We start from the raw sequence: 15,895 nt of genomic DNA on the forward strand, positions 1-15,895 counted from the left end.
AAGTATTCAAAGTAATTGTAAGTTATTGCTATTGAAAGGATTAAGCTTTTAAATTATACCTAGTGAACAAACGTGAAGTTTAGTGAGCTCAAATCAGCTCGTGCGATAAGTGTGCGACAAAATTTTTGACTTAACTCTAGGTGTGCGAAAAATGGCGTCAATCAAAGTAAAATTAACTGAATCTATACTCAAAAATACCCCTTTGGAAATTACCAAAATCAATGATACTGAGATTTCCGGTTTTTATTTAAATATTGGTAAGCCAAATAAAGAAGGAAAGCGCTCACAGGTATATTATCTGTATTACCGCCTAGGAGGCCGAGGTTCGAAAGAAAGGAGATTAGCCTTAGGTAACTCATCGGTGATAACAGTGAGTGAGGCTAGGCAGCTTGCTAAGCAGTATATTGGTGATGTGTCGCGCGGTATTGATGTTTTTTTACAAAAAAAGAAAGCAGCGCTGATTGGAAAGCAAGAAAGCATCTCGCCGACAATCGCAGTTCTTGCGAATGAGTTTATTGAAAGAGATATTAAAGCTAATCGTAAAGGTGTAGACCCTGTAATAAGAATGTTTGAAAAAGACATTTTGCCATTTATTGGCAACTATAAACTTAAAGAAATAACCCGCCGTGAAATTTTCAAAAAAGTTCTTGATCCAATAACAGATAGAGGTGCTAAAACGCAGGCGAATAAAACACTATCTATCCTTAAGCAAATGTTTAATTTTGGTGTTGAGCGAGATTTAATCCAAGGTAATCCAATCAGCACAGTTAAAAAGAAGAGTGTAGGTGGCCTTGAAAAGTCGCGAACCAGAGCGCTGGAGTTTGAAGAAGTTATTCAAGTATTTGAACGCTTACCAAAGCTAGGTATAAGCCAACAAGTTATTTACGCATTGAAATGTATTACTTTAACCGGTTGTAGGCCAATAGAGGTCACAGGCGCACAATGGCAAGAATTTGATTTTGATAAAATGATATGGACAATCCCAGCCGAGCGAGTGAAGCAAAACAAAGATGGCGAAAGAACTCATAAAGTGCCAATTACTCAAAATATGGTTATTTTGCTTGATGAGTTGCGTGCAGCATTTGGCTACCTTAATTCTAAATATGTATTTCCGAGTACAACAACTAATAAATCAGGCCCAGGTGAGCAACCGATTGATAGGCATTCACTGTCACGATCCATTAGCCGTAAACTAGATAAATTAGGAGTGCCAAAATTTGTACCTCATGATTTACGAAGAACAGTTGCGACTCGTTTAGGTGATACTGATATTGGGACTGACCCTATAGTGATTGAAAAAATACTGAATCATCAATTGCAAGGAGTGCAGGGCGTTTACAACATGCAGGAATATATGGAAAAGCGTCGCAAAGCTTTGGAAAAGTGGGGAGGCAAAGTTATTTTATAGAATAACTAAGTGTTTAGATTCTTTTTCCAGCTTATTAGTGATTTAAAGTTACTATGAAATTAAAAAACACTTTTCTATTGCTTGAAAGCAATATTTGTACTTTACAGTTTAATTAAATACTATGAACCTAACATAAAAATAGAACAGATAAAGTAGATGGAATTACAAAAAATAAAAAATAAAACAATAAATATACTTGTGGAGTTGCTATCTGCGCTGCTTATCAGTTTAAAAAAATACAAAAGTGAACAAGTTGAAATAAATAAGAATCTGAATTTGGTAGATTTAACACCAAATGATGAGGCCGAAGATTGTGATGTTTATTTTGAAGCAATAGAGAAAGCTCTTCAAAATAGTAAGGTTAAAAATATCGCCTTAACCGGTCCATATGGTTCTGGAAAAAGTAGCATAATTAAATCATTTGAGAAGAAATATTCCGCTCATAAATTTTTAAATATCTCTTTAGCATCTTTCAAAGAAGACAAAGAGTCACTATCTCCAGAGATGCAACTTCAACAAGATCGGCTCATTGAACGCAGTATTATCCAACAAATTTTTTATGGCGCTGACTCTGGAATACTCACACATAGCCGATTCAAGCGAATAAAAGTGCCAAATCAAAAAAAATCTTTTGTAAACGCATGTCTAATCTCAATATGGTTTTCTTTTGCATTATTAGTTTACCTAGCATATCCATTTGAGATCGCTACATTAATAGATAGCTGGCCATCTGTTTTTCCTTTAATTGTCTGCTTTATATTTCTTTTCTCTATACCAACTCTGTTTCTTTCTGATTTCCTAAAGTTAAAAAGTAATTTCAGTTTCAAGAAGTTATCTTTAAAAAACTTTGAGGTGGAGACTGGTGAAGATAATGAAAATTCTTTTTTAAATAGATATTTAGACGAAATAATTTATTTTTTCCAAGTGGCTAATAATTATGACTTAGTAGTAATTGAAGATCTAGATCGATTTGGCAGCCCTGAAATTTTCGTGAAATTAAGAGAAATTAATAAGTTAGTCAATGATAACGATGGGACCAACGGTAATATTAAATTTTTATATGCATTAAAGGATGATATGTTTATGCATAAAAATAGAGCTAAATTTTTTGATTTAATTATACCGGTTATTCCAGTCATCAATTCAACGAATGCTTTAGATAGAATTTTGACTTCTCGATTACAAAACACTGAGTCGGAGGTATATAAAAAAATAAAACTTTCTCCTTTCTTGAAAGAGGTATCTAACTATTTAGATGATATGAGGTTGATTCATAATATTTTTAATGAATTTGAAATTTATTATGATAAATTAAAAAATAACGCTCCAGATCCCATCAAGCTTATAGCTGTGGTTATTTATAAAAATGTTTATCCAAATGACTTTGAAAACCTCCACCATGGCGAAGGAGTATTAGCTACTTTATGTAGGGAAAAATTCAAGATATTGGAAACCAGAAAACTTGCTTTACTACAAGAAATAAAATCAATAAAGCAACAATTAGAAAAATCTAAGCAGGAAAATTTAAAATCTATAGCTGAGCTTATAAGTTTATACTTGGGTCTTTTTTCAATGAGAAATAAAGGCGCAACTGCTTATTCCCCTAATCATAATGGAAGTGGACTAATTCAGTTAGCCAACATTGGAACAATAGAAGAGCTAAACAAACTTTTGAATCATAATGATCCTTTACTTAGAGGCAGTCATAATAACGGTAATTGGTACAGGCAGACAGTTACCTTGCAGCAAATAAAAGACGAACATGATCCGGATAAAACATTTGACGAAAGAGAAAGAAATATCAAAAGTAAATCATTGGATCAACAACAGAAATTAAGGGATAAAATAATAACTGTAGAACGAGAGGTTGCTCATTTACCACAACTAAAACTTGCAGCTTTATTACAACAAAATATTAAAGAGTTTGATTCAATATTAAATGGGTCTGAAGTTCACGAAGACGGTAGAAGTCAAATTAAGCCAGTATTAAAGAGTGATAAAAGTTTATTTAGATACTTAATTCTTGATGGTTATTTAGATGAAAATTACTATTTATATAGTTCTAACTTTTATGAAGGGCGAAAAACGCATAATGACCAGAAATTTATAACTAGCATCAGAAGTCATACTCAACCCGAGGTAACTCATCCAATTGACAACCCTAAAGAGGTTTGTGCTGAACTGCGAGAAAGTGATTTTTCCAATTCATATATTCTAAATGTTTATTTAATCGACTACCTAATAAAAAATGAACTCAAAAGCAAGCTCGATCAAGTTTTTGACTATATTACTGAGCATCTACATGAAATGGATGACTTTTTTGAGACTTTCTTTGCTAACTCTACACAATTAGATTTTTTCATTAAAAAATATGCTGAATTCAACCCTTCATATGCAAAAGATGTGATATGTCGAGATGCAAGTATTGAGCATATAAGAAAGATTCTGATGTACTTAGATATTAACTTTATATGTAAAAAAATGAATTTTAACAATGTTTTAAGTGAGTATCTAAATGATAACTTTACTCAAGTGATATCGAGAGAATTATCAGGTTTAATGAAATCTGAAATTTTTAATAAGTTGAATTTAAAGGTCGTAAACATTACTTCTTTGCATGAGTTTGATGATTGGTTTTTATATGTAAAAGAAAACAAAATATATAAAATAAATGAGAGTAACATTTGCTATATATTAGAGAACGAAAGACCTAATGATAGCTCTAAAAAAACCGCTAACTACACTACTATACAGGCATCTAACCTAGAATCACTTAAATCCTACATAGAGAAAAATATTTCTGATTACTTTGATAATGTGCTTAGAAATCTTGACTCAAATATAAATGAATCAGAGCAATGCATTATAAAGTTATTAAATAACAAGTATTTATCATTAGCTCAAAGAGTAGATCTAATAATCATGCAGGACATAGTAATATCTGACTGCCGCACTGTTCCTATTGACTTCTGGTTAGAGATTGCAGAGCAAGAAAAAATGACTGCAAGCTGGGATAACATAGTTAAACTGTGGGAGTCAGAGCTAGCTGAAAAGGAGACGTTTTTAAAGCTCTTTAATAAGACTTATTATTCAGATAAATTAAGCCAAGGTAATTGGCCTAAAGATATTTTAAATGAAACACAGACTGCGATATTAAGTTTTATTTATGAAAGTGATGATATTACAGATGGAAATTATGATTTACTAACCTCGAATCTACCTTGGAAGTATACTAATTTCTCTTCAAATATTAACGAAAATAAATTGAATATTTTAGTTAAAAATAAAGCTGTAAGTTTTAACGAAAAATCTTTTTATTTTGCTAAAGATTATGAGTTTTTAGATTGTTTTATTTTGGATAATATTCATATATTTATGAAAAACAGGGTTCAATATGAGGTTGGTAATGATACAGTTCTGAACTTATTAGTCAGTGATATTAGTGATGATTATAAAATTCAATTAGTTTATGATTTGAATTGGGGTGGAGAAAGTTTAAGCCTAAATTCAAAATTAGCACGCCATTTAGCTGTATTGTTTAAAGAAAATGCTCTCGATCTGAACCAAATAGATAATGAATTAATGCAATGGGTTTGCTATTCAATCGAGGACATAGATTTATCCATAAACCTAATTTTGAAGTTCATCGAATTTTGGGATGAAGATGAAACATTTTTTGTGCTTGATAAGCTCTCAAAACCTTATTCTAATATAACGAAATACGGTACTTATCCGAAGCTTGATGTTTCAATTTTAAACCTGAAATTAGCAGAAGCTCTGAAGCAAAGAAACTTCATATCATCTATAACTGAAGGGAGCTCATCTGTAAAAATCAATACAAAAAAACATAGGTAGTTATTGAACCTTATAGATAAAAACATAATAAAATTTATTGTATATTTACTATCTCTAAACCGAAACAGTGAAATGCTTCTGAGGGACTAAAGTCGATATATAACTTCTAGTTAGTAGCGAGCTATAATTACTTGTTGAATAGGTCAAAATTCGACTGAGTGGAATCGTGATAAGTTGTATGTAGTTTTCTTGAGAAAAAGTGAATCCTATATATTAACCACTAAAAAATAGGTTTTTCTTTGGGTAAATTTGATGTAATCAGGAAAGGGTCTTAGTATAAATATTTTGGAATGTTAACGAGAATTCTCAATAATACGCTTTCAGTTATAAAGGTAACTTTAATGCGCGATATTTTTGATCACCATAAACAGGATTCTAATGAGATTTGACGTCTGTGCTTAATTTGTCACGGCTTAGATTTAACAACTAGTAGCCTTTCATCCTCAACATCTCGATTGGTTATGTCTAAAAGAGTTGAAGATACTTTTCATAACCTAGTATCCAGCAATCTTCTAAGCCTTTTTATTGCAATAAGAGTTAACCTTTATCAAAATGTCATTAAACGTCCAAATTTAGAATTACCAGATTCGGCTTGGTTTTACTACGATGCAAAATTGATAGAAATACAGCAGCTCAGAAACAAGTTTGTGATAAGATAATTCATGCATAATTCACGCTCAAAAACTGTAGCACCTGCTGGGTTAATTGATTTCGAGTATAAAATAGCGGTTCAGTTTAAATGTATTGAATATAAAAAAGGTTGGACTTTAAATATTTGTTAGAGCGATTTGTTGAAGATATCCTTTCCTTATTAGATAGCGTTGAGAAAAATATGCCTATCAAGCTGGAAACATAATTAATAACTATCGTTAGTCGCGCTAATTTTAAATAGCTTCAACTGCCTCTCATTTAAGTATATATGCAAAGGAAATTTGATTTAATGGATAAAGACGGACTAAATTTAATATTAGGTACTCTCTATATAGCAGCAATGATTTTTGGGCTAGGGTCTGCAATATTTGCTCTTTCTGTAGAAAAAAGAAGAAAGTCAACTTTAAAGAGTAATCTGAAGCAAAAAATAAACTCAGAAATAGATCTTACTGCGAGCGATATTATAAGTATTGGGAAAGCATTTAATTTATCGCCAAGCCAATCTAGAAAAGTATTATATGGTATTTATGGTGAAATTAACGATAAAGATGGCTTTTCTAAACTTAAAAATTTAGTTTTAGATTTGGAAAAAGAGGAGCCACTTGATAATCTTCCAGAAGAAGTTAAGCCATCTATGCTTAGACTACAGGAATTATCGGAAAGCTCAAATCTGTTAAGTGATAAAAGCATACTTGCACCAATCTCCCATGCTTTGAATAAATATGTTGAACTGCAAACTGAAGAGATTAAACTCAGAAAAAAAACAAATCGAGCTTGGCTATTGACTATTATTAGTTTCATTATCGGTTTGGTCAGTTTTTATTTTACTGCCACAGCACCGACAGCAGACGATATTGCAAGCAAATTGCAGCAATTGAATATAGAGCAAACTGATGGAAGTTAGAACTAATTACTTTTAGCGTTAATAATTCGATAGTATGAAGTAAAAAAATCAAAATAAAATTATAACCTACGGTTTCTGGGGCTTATGTGTCCAAAAATTTTTCGTTTATCGCAAATATACCTCTGTAATTTCCGGCCTAAAATGCCCCATTTCTTGTGAAACGGTCTCTAATGCTATTTGATATGGGAATTGATTAAGTATTAATTCAAATAGCCTTTCTTGTGCGTATCTATGTCTTAGGCCGTGAGCGCCATTGGAAAAAGAGAGAGTACGGTTTGATGCTTTATTAAATGAATCAGACCACTTTTTACCACCTCCAATATCGTACCGCTGTAAGTAGTTTATTTTTCTATCAACAACGGTGACAGGTTGTTTAAATTTACGAAGTTCTAATTTAGCTGATAAATCGTGAGGTATTAGGACTTCGCGTGTTAAACCTCCTTTTCCTGTTACAGTATATAGCACGCCGTTTCTACCAGACCATTTTGAATCAAAAGCTGGTCGTTTATCTGCTTTGCGTTCTTCAACTTTGGCTATGGTCAACAATTCATGTGCACGAAGCCCCGCAGAGAGTGCTATTTGTGTTGATAATGAATATTTAGACGTTTGGTGCTTACTTATTATTTGTGCTTGCTCTGTGGTGTAGGCGCGTGATTTAAGAATTTGCTGATTAATTGATTTAATAACAGGGAGTGTTTGCTTATCTTTAAGTTTGCCGTTTAGCCTCATCATTGCTTGTATAGCTTGGCGTTCCATATCCAGTGATTTTTGACCCACTATTTCTTTTCGGTAATCTAAATAATTGAGAGCTTGCTCGATGGTCATTGCCTGAATACCGTTTATGCCAATATCTTTAGCCCAAGAGGCAACGGTGTTAAGTGATTGCTCGTAGTTTCTGGCAGTTCCAAGAGACTTTATAAGATTACTTTTTGTAAGCCCTTTTATGACATTGTGTGCTTGAGTTTTTGGTTTCGCAAATTTAGCCATGTTTTTTAATCCATCTTTGAATTGTTGACCAATGAGCATTTATACCTTTACGCTTTAGCCAGCGCTGAAGCTCGACAATGTTAGACCCTTGCTTGTAAATTTCTATTAGCTCAAATTTATGTTTATCAAGCTTAGATGCTTTTTTACGGTTTCCAGCGATTAGCTTGCTTTCAAATTTTAGTTTTTGGACTTCGATTAGTGCATCGAATTTCATGGGATCACTCCAGTCGTATTAAGGTTGTAAGATTGACTGGCAATAAAGCTCAGCGGCACTTAAGCCTATTCGCCCCTGTTTTTCGCATATGCGAAAGGCTCGGACTGATCTCGCCTGATTATTAACCTCATATCTACGTGTTGTCAGCAGCTGGAGTGCGCCGTTTTTGATTGGTTACTACCTTTAAAAAGATAGCATTTACCTCGTTACTACGTGTTGAAGGCAGCAGAATAGCGCCTGTTTTTTTCTGGCTAATTAAAGCTTCAGTAACAATAAGATTACCACTTTAGAAATATTTTTCAATCTGCAAATAAAACCTGCATATAAGAGTGTAAATGTTTCGTCCCCCGCTATGTGTAAGCCGATTTTCGGCTTCGACATAGCGGGGGACAGGGGCGAAGCCCCAATATTTAAGGAGAGGCTATTGCTCATGATGCCTCTATTAAAATTGGTTTCAAATTATTAAACAATCACATAAATTGGCAAAGTTATTACACCAAGGTTACTTGCATTGGTTGTTAAGCACTTTTACACTAATCATTTTCTGGCGTAATTAAATGACTAAATACGAGACTGATTCTATTGAAGCGCAATATCAACTAGGGTCTGAAAAACTAGTTTTAGCGAACAAGTTAGCGATTGTTGATGCAGCAGAGATGGATGATGTTGAGGCTATTCTTTTAGTTAAACTATATGAAAAAATATTTACAACGCCAGAGCCAGAAGAAGACGTTTTTTCTTTTCAAAATGTTGCTAATTGGCACAGACAATGGCTAGGTAATGTATACGAGTGGGCAGGTAAAATAAGAAGCGTTGATATGGGCAAAGGTGGATTTCAGTTTATGTCACCTCTGCAAATTGAAAGGCATATTAGCGTATTTGAAGATGAGTATTTATCTCGATTTAATAACTTACCAGAAATGACCGATGAAGAGCTTGTGTCATTTTTAGCTCAGAGCCATGTTGAGTTTATTCTAATTCACCCATTTCGTGAGGGTAACGGCAGGGTAAGCCGTCTGTTAATGGACTTTTTGTGTAGCAAAGCTGGAAAAGGAACGCTTGATTATAGCTTGTGGGATGAGCATAAAGATTTCTACATCAAGTCAATTCAAGCGGGTGTAAACAGAGATTATCAACACATTGAAAGGCTCGTGAAAGATATAATTAAATAGCGAGTGAAAGAGACTCATATTTAAGTTTATTTGCTTTTAACCTTTTTTCTATTGTTTTTACTGTTGCGCCAGTTTCAATGGCAGTTGAACTAGCAACAGATCTCAAAATCATACTTTTTGTGATTTTTTTCTTATCTTTACTCATTATTACCACCTCGAATAAATCGTCTACATTTAATTCTACACCTAGAGCCTTATGTTATCAATTAACGTTATAAGTTTTATGATTAAGAATTATAGCGGCTAAATTATCTTCTTCGCAGTAAAAAAAAGCTGTTGGTACTACTAATACTTTAGCTAACGCGCGCACTGTTTGAAAGTCGGGTGAGTGTACGCCTTTTTCGTATTGATTCATTCTAGGCGACGCCGCGAACTGATCCATACCTGCCAGTATTCCTAGTTTTTTTTGCGAAAGTCCCTTTGCTAGTCTTGCCTCTTTTAGCCGTTTTGGAAACGGTGAACCATCATTCGTTTTCATTATATTTAATTCTTAACTTGAAAACTAAGAGTTTCTTAGCTTTAATGTGTTCACGATACTAAGGAATACTTAGGTAGAAGCGAGTGAAGCAAATGTTGTGGAAAGCAGTTAAGTTTATAGGAGCCGTGACGGTTGATATTTTGCTGGATGTTGATGATAAGTCTGAGCAAGATAAGTTCATTGATGAATACAATGATGGAACAGGAAATGTCGATCATTGTGGTGATAGCTACACAGAGCAAGAAGCGCGTGACGTTCATAGTCGTGGTGAGTTCTACAAATAGTTTTGACAGTTGCTTTGTTAAGTGCAATTGTTAAGTGGGTTTTTACACAAAATACAGGCTACGCAGTTGAAAAGCTGCGTAGTTTTTTATGATTAATTTTAACGTTTATTCATTTTTACCCGCGATTGATTTTTTATTTATCAGACTGCAAGGTCAGGATAATAGCCGTGATAAGTTATTATCGATTAGAAATAACCTAAGTAAGCTTAATGAAGCACAAGTACTTAGTGAGTTACTTACCTTAGACTTCATGTTTTACGATTATAGTAACGAGCAATCAGAGGTTTGGGATATACAACTAGAGTCTTTTTCATCGTTTTATAATCGATCAGAAAAAGTGAAGAAGTTTGATAATTACTACCCTGAGGCACATGTTCAATCAGTGTTTAAGTGGATGCTTATGCTTTGTGATGATTGCAGTGATAGTTTAAAAATCCAGCGCTCGGTAATTCATTAGCAGAGCCTTAGAGCAATTTAATTCCTCAAGTTCACTTGATTTATCATTATATCTCATTTAAATTCATCTTAAGCATAGTCATTATGCTTACTTATAATGCAAAGAGATAAAAAGATTTACCACAGAACATAGTAAAGTTAATAAAAAACAGGCGCCCAATGTTCGGGGCTGCTTTCAATACGTAGAAAAGAGGTTACTAGGGTACGCATATATTAATTATATGTACTAGCAAGTCCACGGCTCACAGAGCAATGTGGCATCTCTTTGCTCTAATTTACGTATTGGAGAGCGAATATGCAGTCATCAGAGATCTTATCAGTAAAAGAGCTGTCAGAGCTTTTACACCTATCTACAGGCACAATTAATAATCGTCTGAGCGCCCAGCGCAAGGCTATTGAGTCTGGAAAAGATGCCAACCTTTATCAAGTTCAACGTTTAGCTCCACCTTCTATTAAATTGGGACGAGTTCGCCTGTTTAAACGCGAAACAGTTGAGCAATGGCTTGCTCGCTTTGAAGGAGTGGAGGTGTAAGGAAGGCGAAAGGGGCTGCTTGACCGGCGACACCCCAAACGCACTTTGCATTTTCATATTATATGCTTGCCTTTAAAATAAGGCCACAATTCGAGTGGCCAGAATATACTATTGCCTATCCGAGTCAGTTTTATTCTCTAATTGAATTTAAGACACCTAAATATGTTCGAGGGTTACTAAGTAAATGCCATAAGTCTAAAAAATTTATTCATTTACTTGGGAACAGTAAATCAAAAAGCTTAACCGATTTTCGAGCTTTTAGACGGGACACTAGTAAGTTTGTTCGAGGAGTATTGTATAGTACAAGTGAATCAGTAGACTGCTATTACACTCCAAACGAATTTTTTAGTTGGCCTAGGGAAAGCAACCTTGCTCTACTGTCAGCGAATTGGATTGAAATTGATCTTAATCATAAATGTGATCCATTTGATGTTAGAAGGACAGAGGCTAAAATTGTTCCTGAAGTATTCAATAGGTTAAAACTGAGTAAGCTACCGCCGCCAACAGGCTATGTCCTTTCTGGCTCAGGTGGAATACATCTTTATTGGATTTACAATCCTGTAGATGCAGTCGCAATTAACAAGTTGATATGGCAACAAATCGCTAAAAGTCTAATTGAGAGTTTTGGAACGTCAGAGAGTTTTTGGCATATAGATCTTATGGCTACAAAAAGAATTAGCGGCTTTTTGCGCGTCCCAGGGTCTGTTCACAGCAGAACAGGATTGCATGCCAGGTATTTTGGCTCTGGTACTAAATATACATTTGATGAACTGTTGATGTGTTTAGATCTATGTCATTTACGGAAGGATATAGAGAAATCACAACTAGAATTCAAAACTAGTTTAGCTTCAAGCCCCAGAGATAAGATAGCAAAGCAACCAAAGCAACCAAAGCAACCAAAGCAACCAGGTCACCAACGCTACGGTCATAGCATTAAAGAATGGTGGCTAAAATGTATTAACAGTATTCAAAACCACTTTTATAAGCAGGGTGGGGTGCCAAAGGGTAAGCGAGATAAAACAGCGTTTATCCTGTTTGTTGCGTTTCAACATCTGAATAAAAACACCGCATTTGAAAAGCTAACAAAAATAAATGATGAACTAATTGGTTTATCATTAGAAGAGCTTGTTAGTTTAACTAGAACAGCAAAAACAACACACTATAAGTACAGAAAAGAGACTCTAGCTGATTACCTGGAAGACTTGTTCGGCTTTTGCCCTGAATACTTAAATGTTAAGTCAAAAGTGAAGTTATCAAGCGATGAAATTAAGGAGAGGCAGAAAAAAGCAGCTACAGACACTGCGATTAAAAAGCGAAGTAATTCGCAGCAGCTTGTTAAAAAAACTGTTAAAAAAATAACCAAAGAAACGGGCAACAAACCAACTCAACAGGCTGTTGCACTTTTTACTAATCTTAGTTTAAGAACAGTTAAAAGATATTGGATAACATAATGTGACAGGGCACTTAGATTGAAATTAAACAGCAAAATATGCAACAGTGGCAATACAGCTTAGAACTTTCTGGACTAGTTGCCCCGACCGCTTAGTGCCAATTGCAGTTGTTGAGAAGAAATTCTCTAACGGTCTGCTTTGAGCCTAAAAGCGGACAGTCGAACGTTAGACCTGACTGTTAAATTTGTGTCATTTGCAGATCATCATTCGACCTTGATTGAATTGGTGGTAATTGTAGTATTCCGGACAATCAGCTTCTTATTGGTGAATATACAGTTCAGTAATCATTTTCAGTTGTTTTAAATTTCCAGACGAAGAGCACCGTATTTTCTGCAATACGGTGCCCAACATTCACTCCTTAGTTAATTTCGAGTGCATCATCCGATATAAAATAGGCAAAACGACCAATGTTAGGATGGTGGACGAGATGATCCCGCCAATCACTACCGTTGCAAGCGGTCTTTGCACTTCAGCGCCAGTCCCGACATTCAGTGCCATGGGGATGAAACCTAAACTTGCTACCAGTGCCGTCATCAGAACCGGACGCAATCTTGTGATAGCTCCATCAACGATTGAGTTAATCAAGTCACCTGTTTCTAGTACTCGCTGTTTAATAAATGACAACATCACTAAGCCGTTTAGTACCGCAATACCAGAGAGCGCAATAAACCCGACTCCGGCAGATATAGACAGTGGCATGTCACGCATCCAGAGTGCGAAAACACCTCCTGTTAAGGCTAAAGGCACACCAGTGAAGATGATCAAGGCATCACGAAATGAGCCAAACACCACCACTAGTAACACAAGTATCAGGAAAAGCGTGGCCGGCACCACGATAGACAGTCGCTGACTGGCACTTTCAAGCTGTTCAAACGTGCCGCCATAATCCAGCCAGTAGCCTGCTGGTAGAGCTACCTGTTCGGTTATTTTGATTTTGGCTTCGTCAACAAAACTCCCCAAGTCGCGCTCTCTGACATTGGCGGTAACCACGACTCTGCGCTTACCGTTTTCTCGACTGATTTGATTGGGAACAGACGAGTACCCCAGCGTAGCGACTTCTGATAACGGCACAAATTCCCCATCCGATGTAATGATAGGAGTGCTGCCAATGGCATCTAAATCTGTGCGGATACCTTCACCAAATCGCACAAGCAACTCAAAGCGTCTATCTCCCTCAAAAATTAAGCCAGCAGTATTACCACCGATAGCTGACGCCAACCACTCCTGCAAATCGGCCACGTCCAATCCATAACGTGCCAACTCGACTAGCTTAGGGTTGATAGTGAAGATAGGGATATCATCGACCTGTTCAAGTCGTGCATCCGCCACGCCGTCAATTGATTGTAAAACCGTTAAGATGTCGTTTGCAGAAGCAACCAGCGTGGTTAAATCATCTCCGAAGACTTTTATACCAAGGTCAGCCCTTACCCCACTTATCAACTCGTTAAAACGCATTTGGATAGGTTGGGTAAACTCATAGTTATTGCCTGTCACCGCTTGTAAATCTCGCTCAAGGGTTTCCACGAAATCAGCTTTTGATAGGTTAGGATCAGGCCACTGCGCTCGTGGTTTTAGCATCACAAAGGTATCGGTTACGTTGGGCGGCATCGCATCGGTAGCTACTTCTGCGGTACCGGTTTTCGCAAACACTGTGAGTACCTGTTCGTATTCCATCAAGGTAGATTCAAGTGTTTTTTGCATTGCGACGGCTTGTTCAATACCTGTGCCCGGTATTCGCATGGCGTGCAGTGCGATGTCTCCTTCGTCAAGCTGGGGAACAAACTCAGAGCCTAATCGCGTTGCCAACCATAAGCTGCCCACTACCAGCACGACTGAGCCGAAAAGCACTATCCAGCGTAATTTCAGTGCAAGATTAATGATAGGACGATAGGCGGATTTAGCTGCAACAATAATGAAGCTTTCTTTCTCACTGACTTTACCTGCCATAAACATCGCGACTGCCGCCGGTACAATGGTAATGGAGAACAGCATCGCTGCTATCAGCGCCATGATGACCGTTGCCGCCATTGGTTGGAACATCTTGCCCTCAACGCCTGTCAATGAGAACAGCGGGATATACACGACAGTAATAATCAATACACCGAATAAGCTAGGACGAATGACTTCGTTGGTCGCTTGAAAAACCAGTTCTAGCCGCTCTTTAAGTGGCAAGACTGTGCCTGTGCGTTTCTGAGACTCGGATAACCGCCTGATACAGTTCTCTACGATGATCACCGCACCATCGACAATTAATCCAAAGTCCAATGCGCCAAGGCTCATTAGGTTGGCAGACACACCTGTATTAACCATCCCTGTAATGGTCGCCAACATCGCCAGCGGTATAACTGCCGCAGTGATGAGCGCGGCGCGAATATTGCCAAGCAATATGAACAAGATCACTATGACTAATAACGCACCTTCTACTAAATTCTTCTGAACCGTTTCGATAGCTTTATCGACCAATAGGGTACGGTCATAGACTGGCTCAATGACAATACCATCAGGTAAGCTGGATTGAATGTCCTTCACCTTTTTGGCAACGGATTGAGCAACGGCTCGTGAGTTTTCGCCGACTAGCATCATTGCCGTACCTAAAACGGTCTCTTCACCCTCCTGCGTTGCCGCACCAGTTCTCAGCTCCTTACCAATAGCCACACTGCCAATGTCTTTCACCGCAACGGGGACAGTATTAATGCGTTTTATTACCACATTTTCGATATCGCTAAGTGTTTGAAGTTGACCTTGTGAGCGCACCAGTATTTGTTGCCCATTTCGCTCAACAAACCCCGCCCCCTGATTGGTGTTGTTTCGCTCCAGAGCACGATGGATATCGCTTAGACTAATGTCAAAATTCAGCATAAGCTGTGGTTCAGGATTCACATGGTATTGCTTAACATAGCCTCCAATGGCGTTGACTTCAGTGATCCCCTTAACCAGTGCGAGCTGCGGTTTTACAATCCAGTCATGTATCTCGCGAAGCGCCATTGCATTGTAAGGCTCACCATTTTTTTGCATCGCATTTTGCTTGGCTCGCAAGGTATACATGTAGATTTCGCCCAACCCAGTAGCGATAGGTCCCATTTCAGGCTCTAACCCTTCTGGTAGCTGACTTTTGATTGCGCCTAATCGCGTATTGATGAGATTACGCGCAAAATACAGATCAGTGCCTTCATCAAATACCGCTGTTACCTGAGACAGGCCGTAGCGTGATAAAGAGCGGGTGTAGGACAGGTCAGGTAATCCCGCCAGTGCTGTTTCTACTACGAATGTGATCCGCTGCTCGGTTTCCAAAGGCGAATAGCCCGGTGCTTGTGTATTGATTTGCACTTGCACGTTAGTGATATCGGGTACCGCATCGATAGGTAATTTTTGATAACTGAATATCCCCATGCCCAGCACAAGGAAGATCAACATCAGCATTATCCCTCGTCGCTCTATGGATAAACGTAATATGGATTCAATCATATGTTCGTCCCCCAATAACTGAGACGCATGACCAAGTA

Annotated in this window: 13 protein-coding genes; 8 read left to right on the plus strand and 5 right to left on the minus strand. The window is 36.9% G+C overall.

From position 1 onward, the window contains the following. Positions 1-151 precede the first annotated feature (151 nt). The 3 genes from ATS74_RS14715 to ATS74_RS14725 all read left to right on the plus strand — a co-directional run bounded on the left by ATS74_RS14715 (position 152) and on the right by ATS74_RS14725 (position 6,818). On the plus strand, positions 152-1,408 hold the full coding sequence (locus tag ATS74_RS14715; protein WP_058549630.1) for a tyrosine-type recombinase/integrase: 1,257 nt from the start codon (positions 152-154) through the stop codon (positions 1,406-1,408). Between the two features lie 156 nt (positions 1,409-1,564). Continuing rightward, the gene (locus tag ATS74_RS14720) at positions 1,565-5,263 is read left to right on the plus strand and encodes a YobI family P-loop NTPase (protein ID WP_058549631.1); all 3,699 of its coding nucleotides are present in this window, start codon (positions 1,565-1,567) and stop codon (positions 5,261-5,263) included. 940 nt (positions 5,264-6,203) lie between these two features. Continuing rightward, the gene (locus ATS74_RS14725; protein ID WP_058549632.1) at positions 6,204-6,818 is read left to right on the plus strand and encodes a hypothetical protein; all 615 of its coding nucleotides are present in this window, start codon (positions 6,204-6,206) and stop codon (positions 6,816-6,818) included. Between the two features lie 105 nt (positions 6,819-6,923). Here the strand turns inward: ATS74_RS14725 and ATS74_RS14730 are convergent, their stop codons facing one another. Together ATS74_RS14730 and ATS74_RS14735 are read right to left on the minus strand one after the other, a co-directional pair. Continuing rightward, positions 6,924-7,805 carry an integrase gene (locus ATS74_RS14730; protein WP_058549633.1) on the minus strand — a complete coding sequence of 294 codons (882 nt, stop codon included), beginning with the start codon at positions 7,803-7,805 and terminating at the stop codon, positions 6,924-6,926. Then, the gene (locus ATS74_RS14735) at positions 7,798-8,019 is read right to left on the minus strand and encodes a hypothetical protein (RefSeq protein ID WP_058549634.1); all 222 of its coding nucleotides are present in this window, start codon (positions 8,017-8,019) and stop codon (positions 7,798-7,800) included. Before ATS74_RS14735 ends, ATS74_RS14730 begins: the two co-directional genes overlap by 8 nt. 557 nt (positions 8,020-8,576) lie before the next feature. Here ATS74_RS14735 and ATS74_RS14740 point away from each other — a divergent pair. Next, a complete protein-coding gene (locus tag ATS74_RS14740; protein ID WP_058549635.1) occupies positions 8,577-9,191 on the plus strand; it encodes a Fic/DOC family protein in 615 nt (204 codons plus the stop codon). Here ATS74_RS14740 and ATS74_RS20045 read toward each other — a convergent pair. Continuing rightward, complete coding sequence (locus ATS74_RS20045; protein WP_165722308.1) at positions 9,184-9,336, minus strand: hypothetical protein; 153 nt, start codon at positions 9,334-9,336, stop codon at positions 9,184-9,186. The genes ATS74_RS14740 and ATS74_RS20045 overlap by 8 nt on opposite strands. Before the next feature lie 57 nt (positions 9,337-9,393). Then, the gene (locus ATS74_RS14745; RefSeq protein ID WP_058549636.1) at positions 9,394-9,669 is read right to left on the minus strand and encodes a helix-turn-helix domain-containing protein; all 276 of its coding nucleotides are present in this window, start codon (positions 9,667-9,669) and stop codon (positions 9,394-9,396) included. Positions 9,670-9,809: 140 nt separating this feature from the next. Here ATS74_RS14745 and ATS74_RS14750 point away from each other — a divergent pair, with 140 nt between their 5' ends. The 4 genes from ATS74_RS14750 to ATS74_RS14765 all read left to right on the plus strand — a co-directional run bounded on the left by ATS74_RS14750 (position 9,810) and on the right by ATS74_RS14765 (position 12,392). Continuing rightward, positions 9,810-9,953: a hypothetical protein gene (locus ATS74_RS14750; protein ID WP_235592021.1), complete on the plus strand. Its 144-nt coding sequence runs from the start codon at positions 9,810-9,812 to the stop codon at positions 9,951-9,953. An 88-nt stretch (positions 9,954-10,041) separates the two neighbouring features. Further along, positions 10,042-10,410, plus strand: a complete 369-nt coding sequence (locus tag ATS74_RS14755) for a hypothetical protein (protein WP_058549638.1) — start codon at positions 10,042-10,044, stop codon at positions 10,408-10,410. A gap of 294 nt (positions 10,411-10,704) precedes the next feature. Further along, positions 10,705-10,941, plus strand: a complete 237-nt coding sequence (locus ATS74_RS14760) for a helix-turn-helix domain-containing protein (protein ID WP_058549639.1) — start codon at positions 10,705-10,707, stop codon at positions 10,939-10,941. Between the two features lie 293 nt (positions 10,942-11,234). Continuing rightward, positions 11,235-12,392 (plus strand): hypothetical protein, encoded by a 1,158-nt coding sequence (locus ATS74_RS14765; RefSeq protein ID WP_161936779.1) that lies wholly within the window; start codon positions 11,235-11,237, stop codon positions 12,390-12,392. 351 nt (positions 12,393-12,743) lie between these two features. On the opposite strand, the gene ATS74_RS14770 is transcribed toward ATS74_RS14765, so the two are convergent. Beyond that, positions 12,744-15,857 (minus strand): efflux RND transporter permease subunit, encoded by a 3,114-nt coding sequence (locus ATS74_RS14770; RefSeq protein WP_058549641.1) that lies wholly within the window; start codon positions 15,855-15,857, stop codon positions 12,744-12,746. Positions 15,858-15,895: the final 38 nt, after the last annotated feature.

Origin of the sequence: Pseudoalteromonas sp. H103 (assembly GCF_001469205.1) — a bacterium.
Taxonomy (GTDB): Bacteria; Pseudomonadota; Gammaproteobacteria; order Enterobacterales; family Alteromonadaceae; genus Pseudoalteromonas; species Pseudoalteromonas carrageenovora.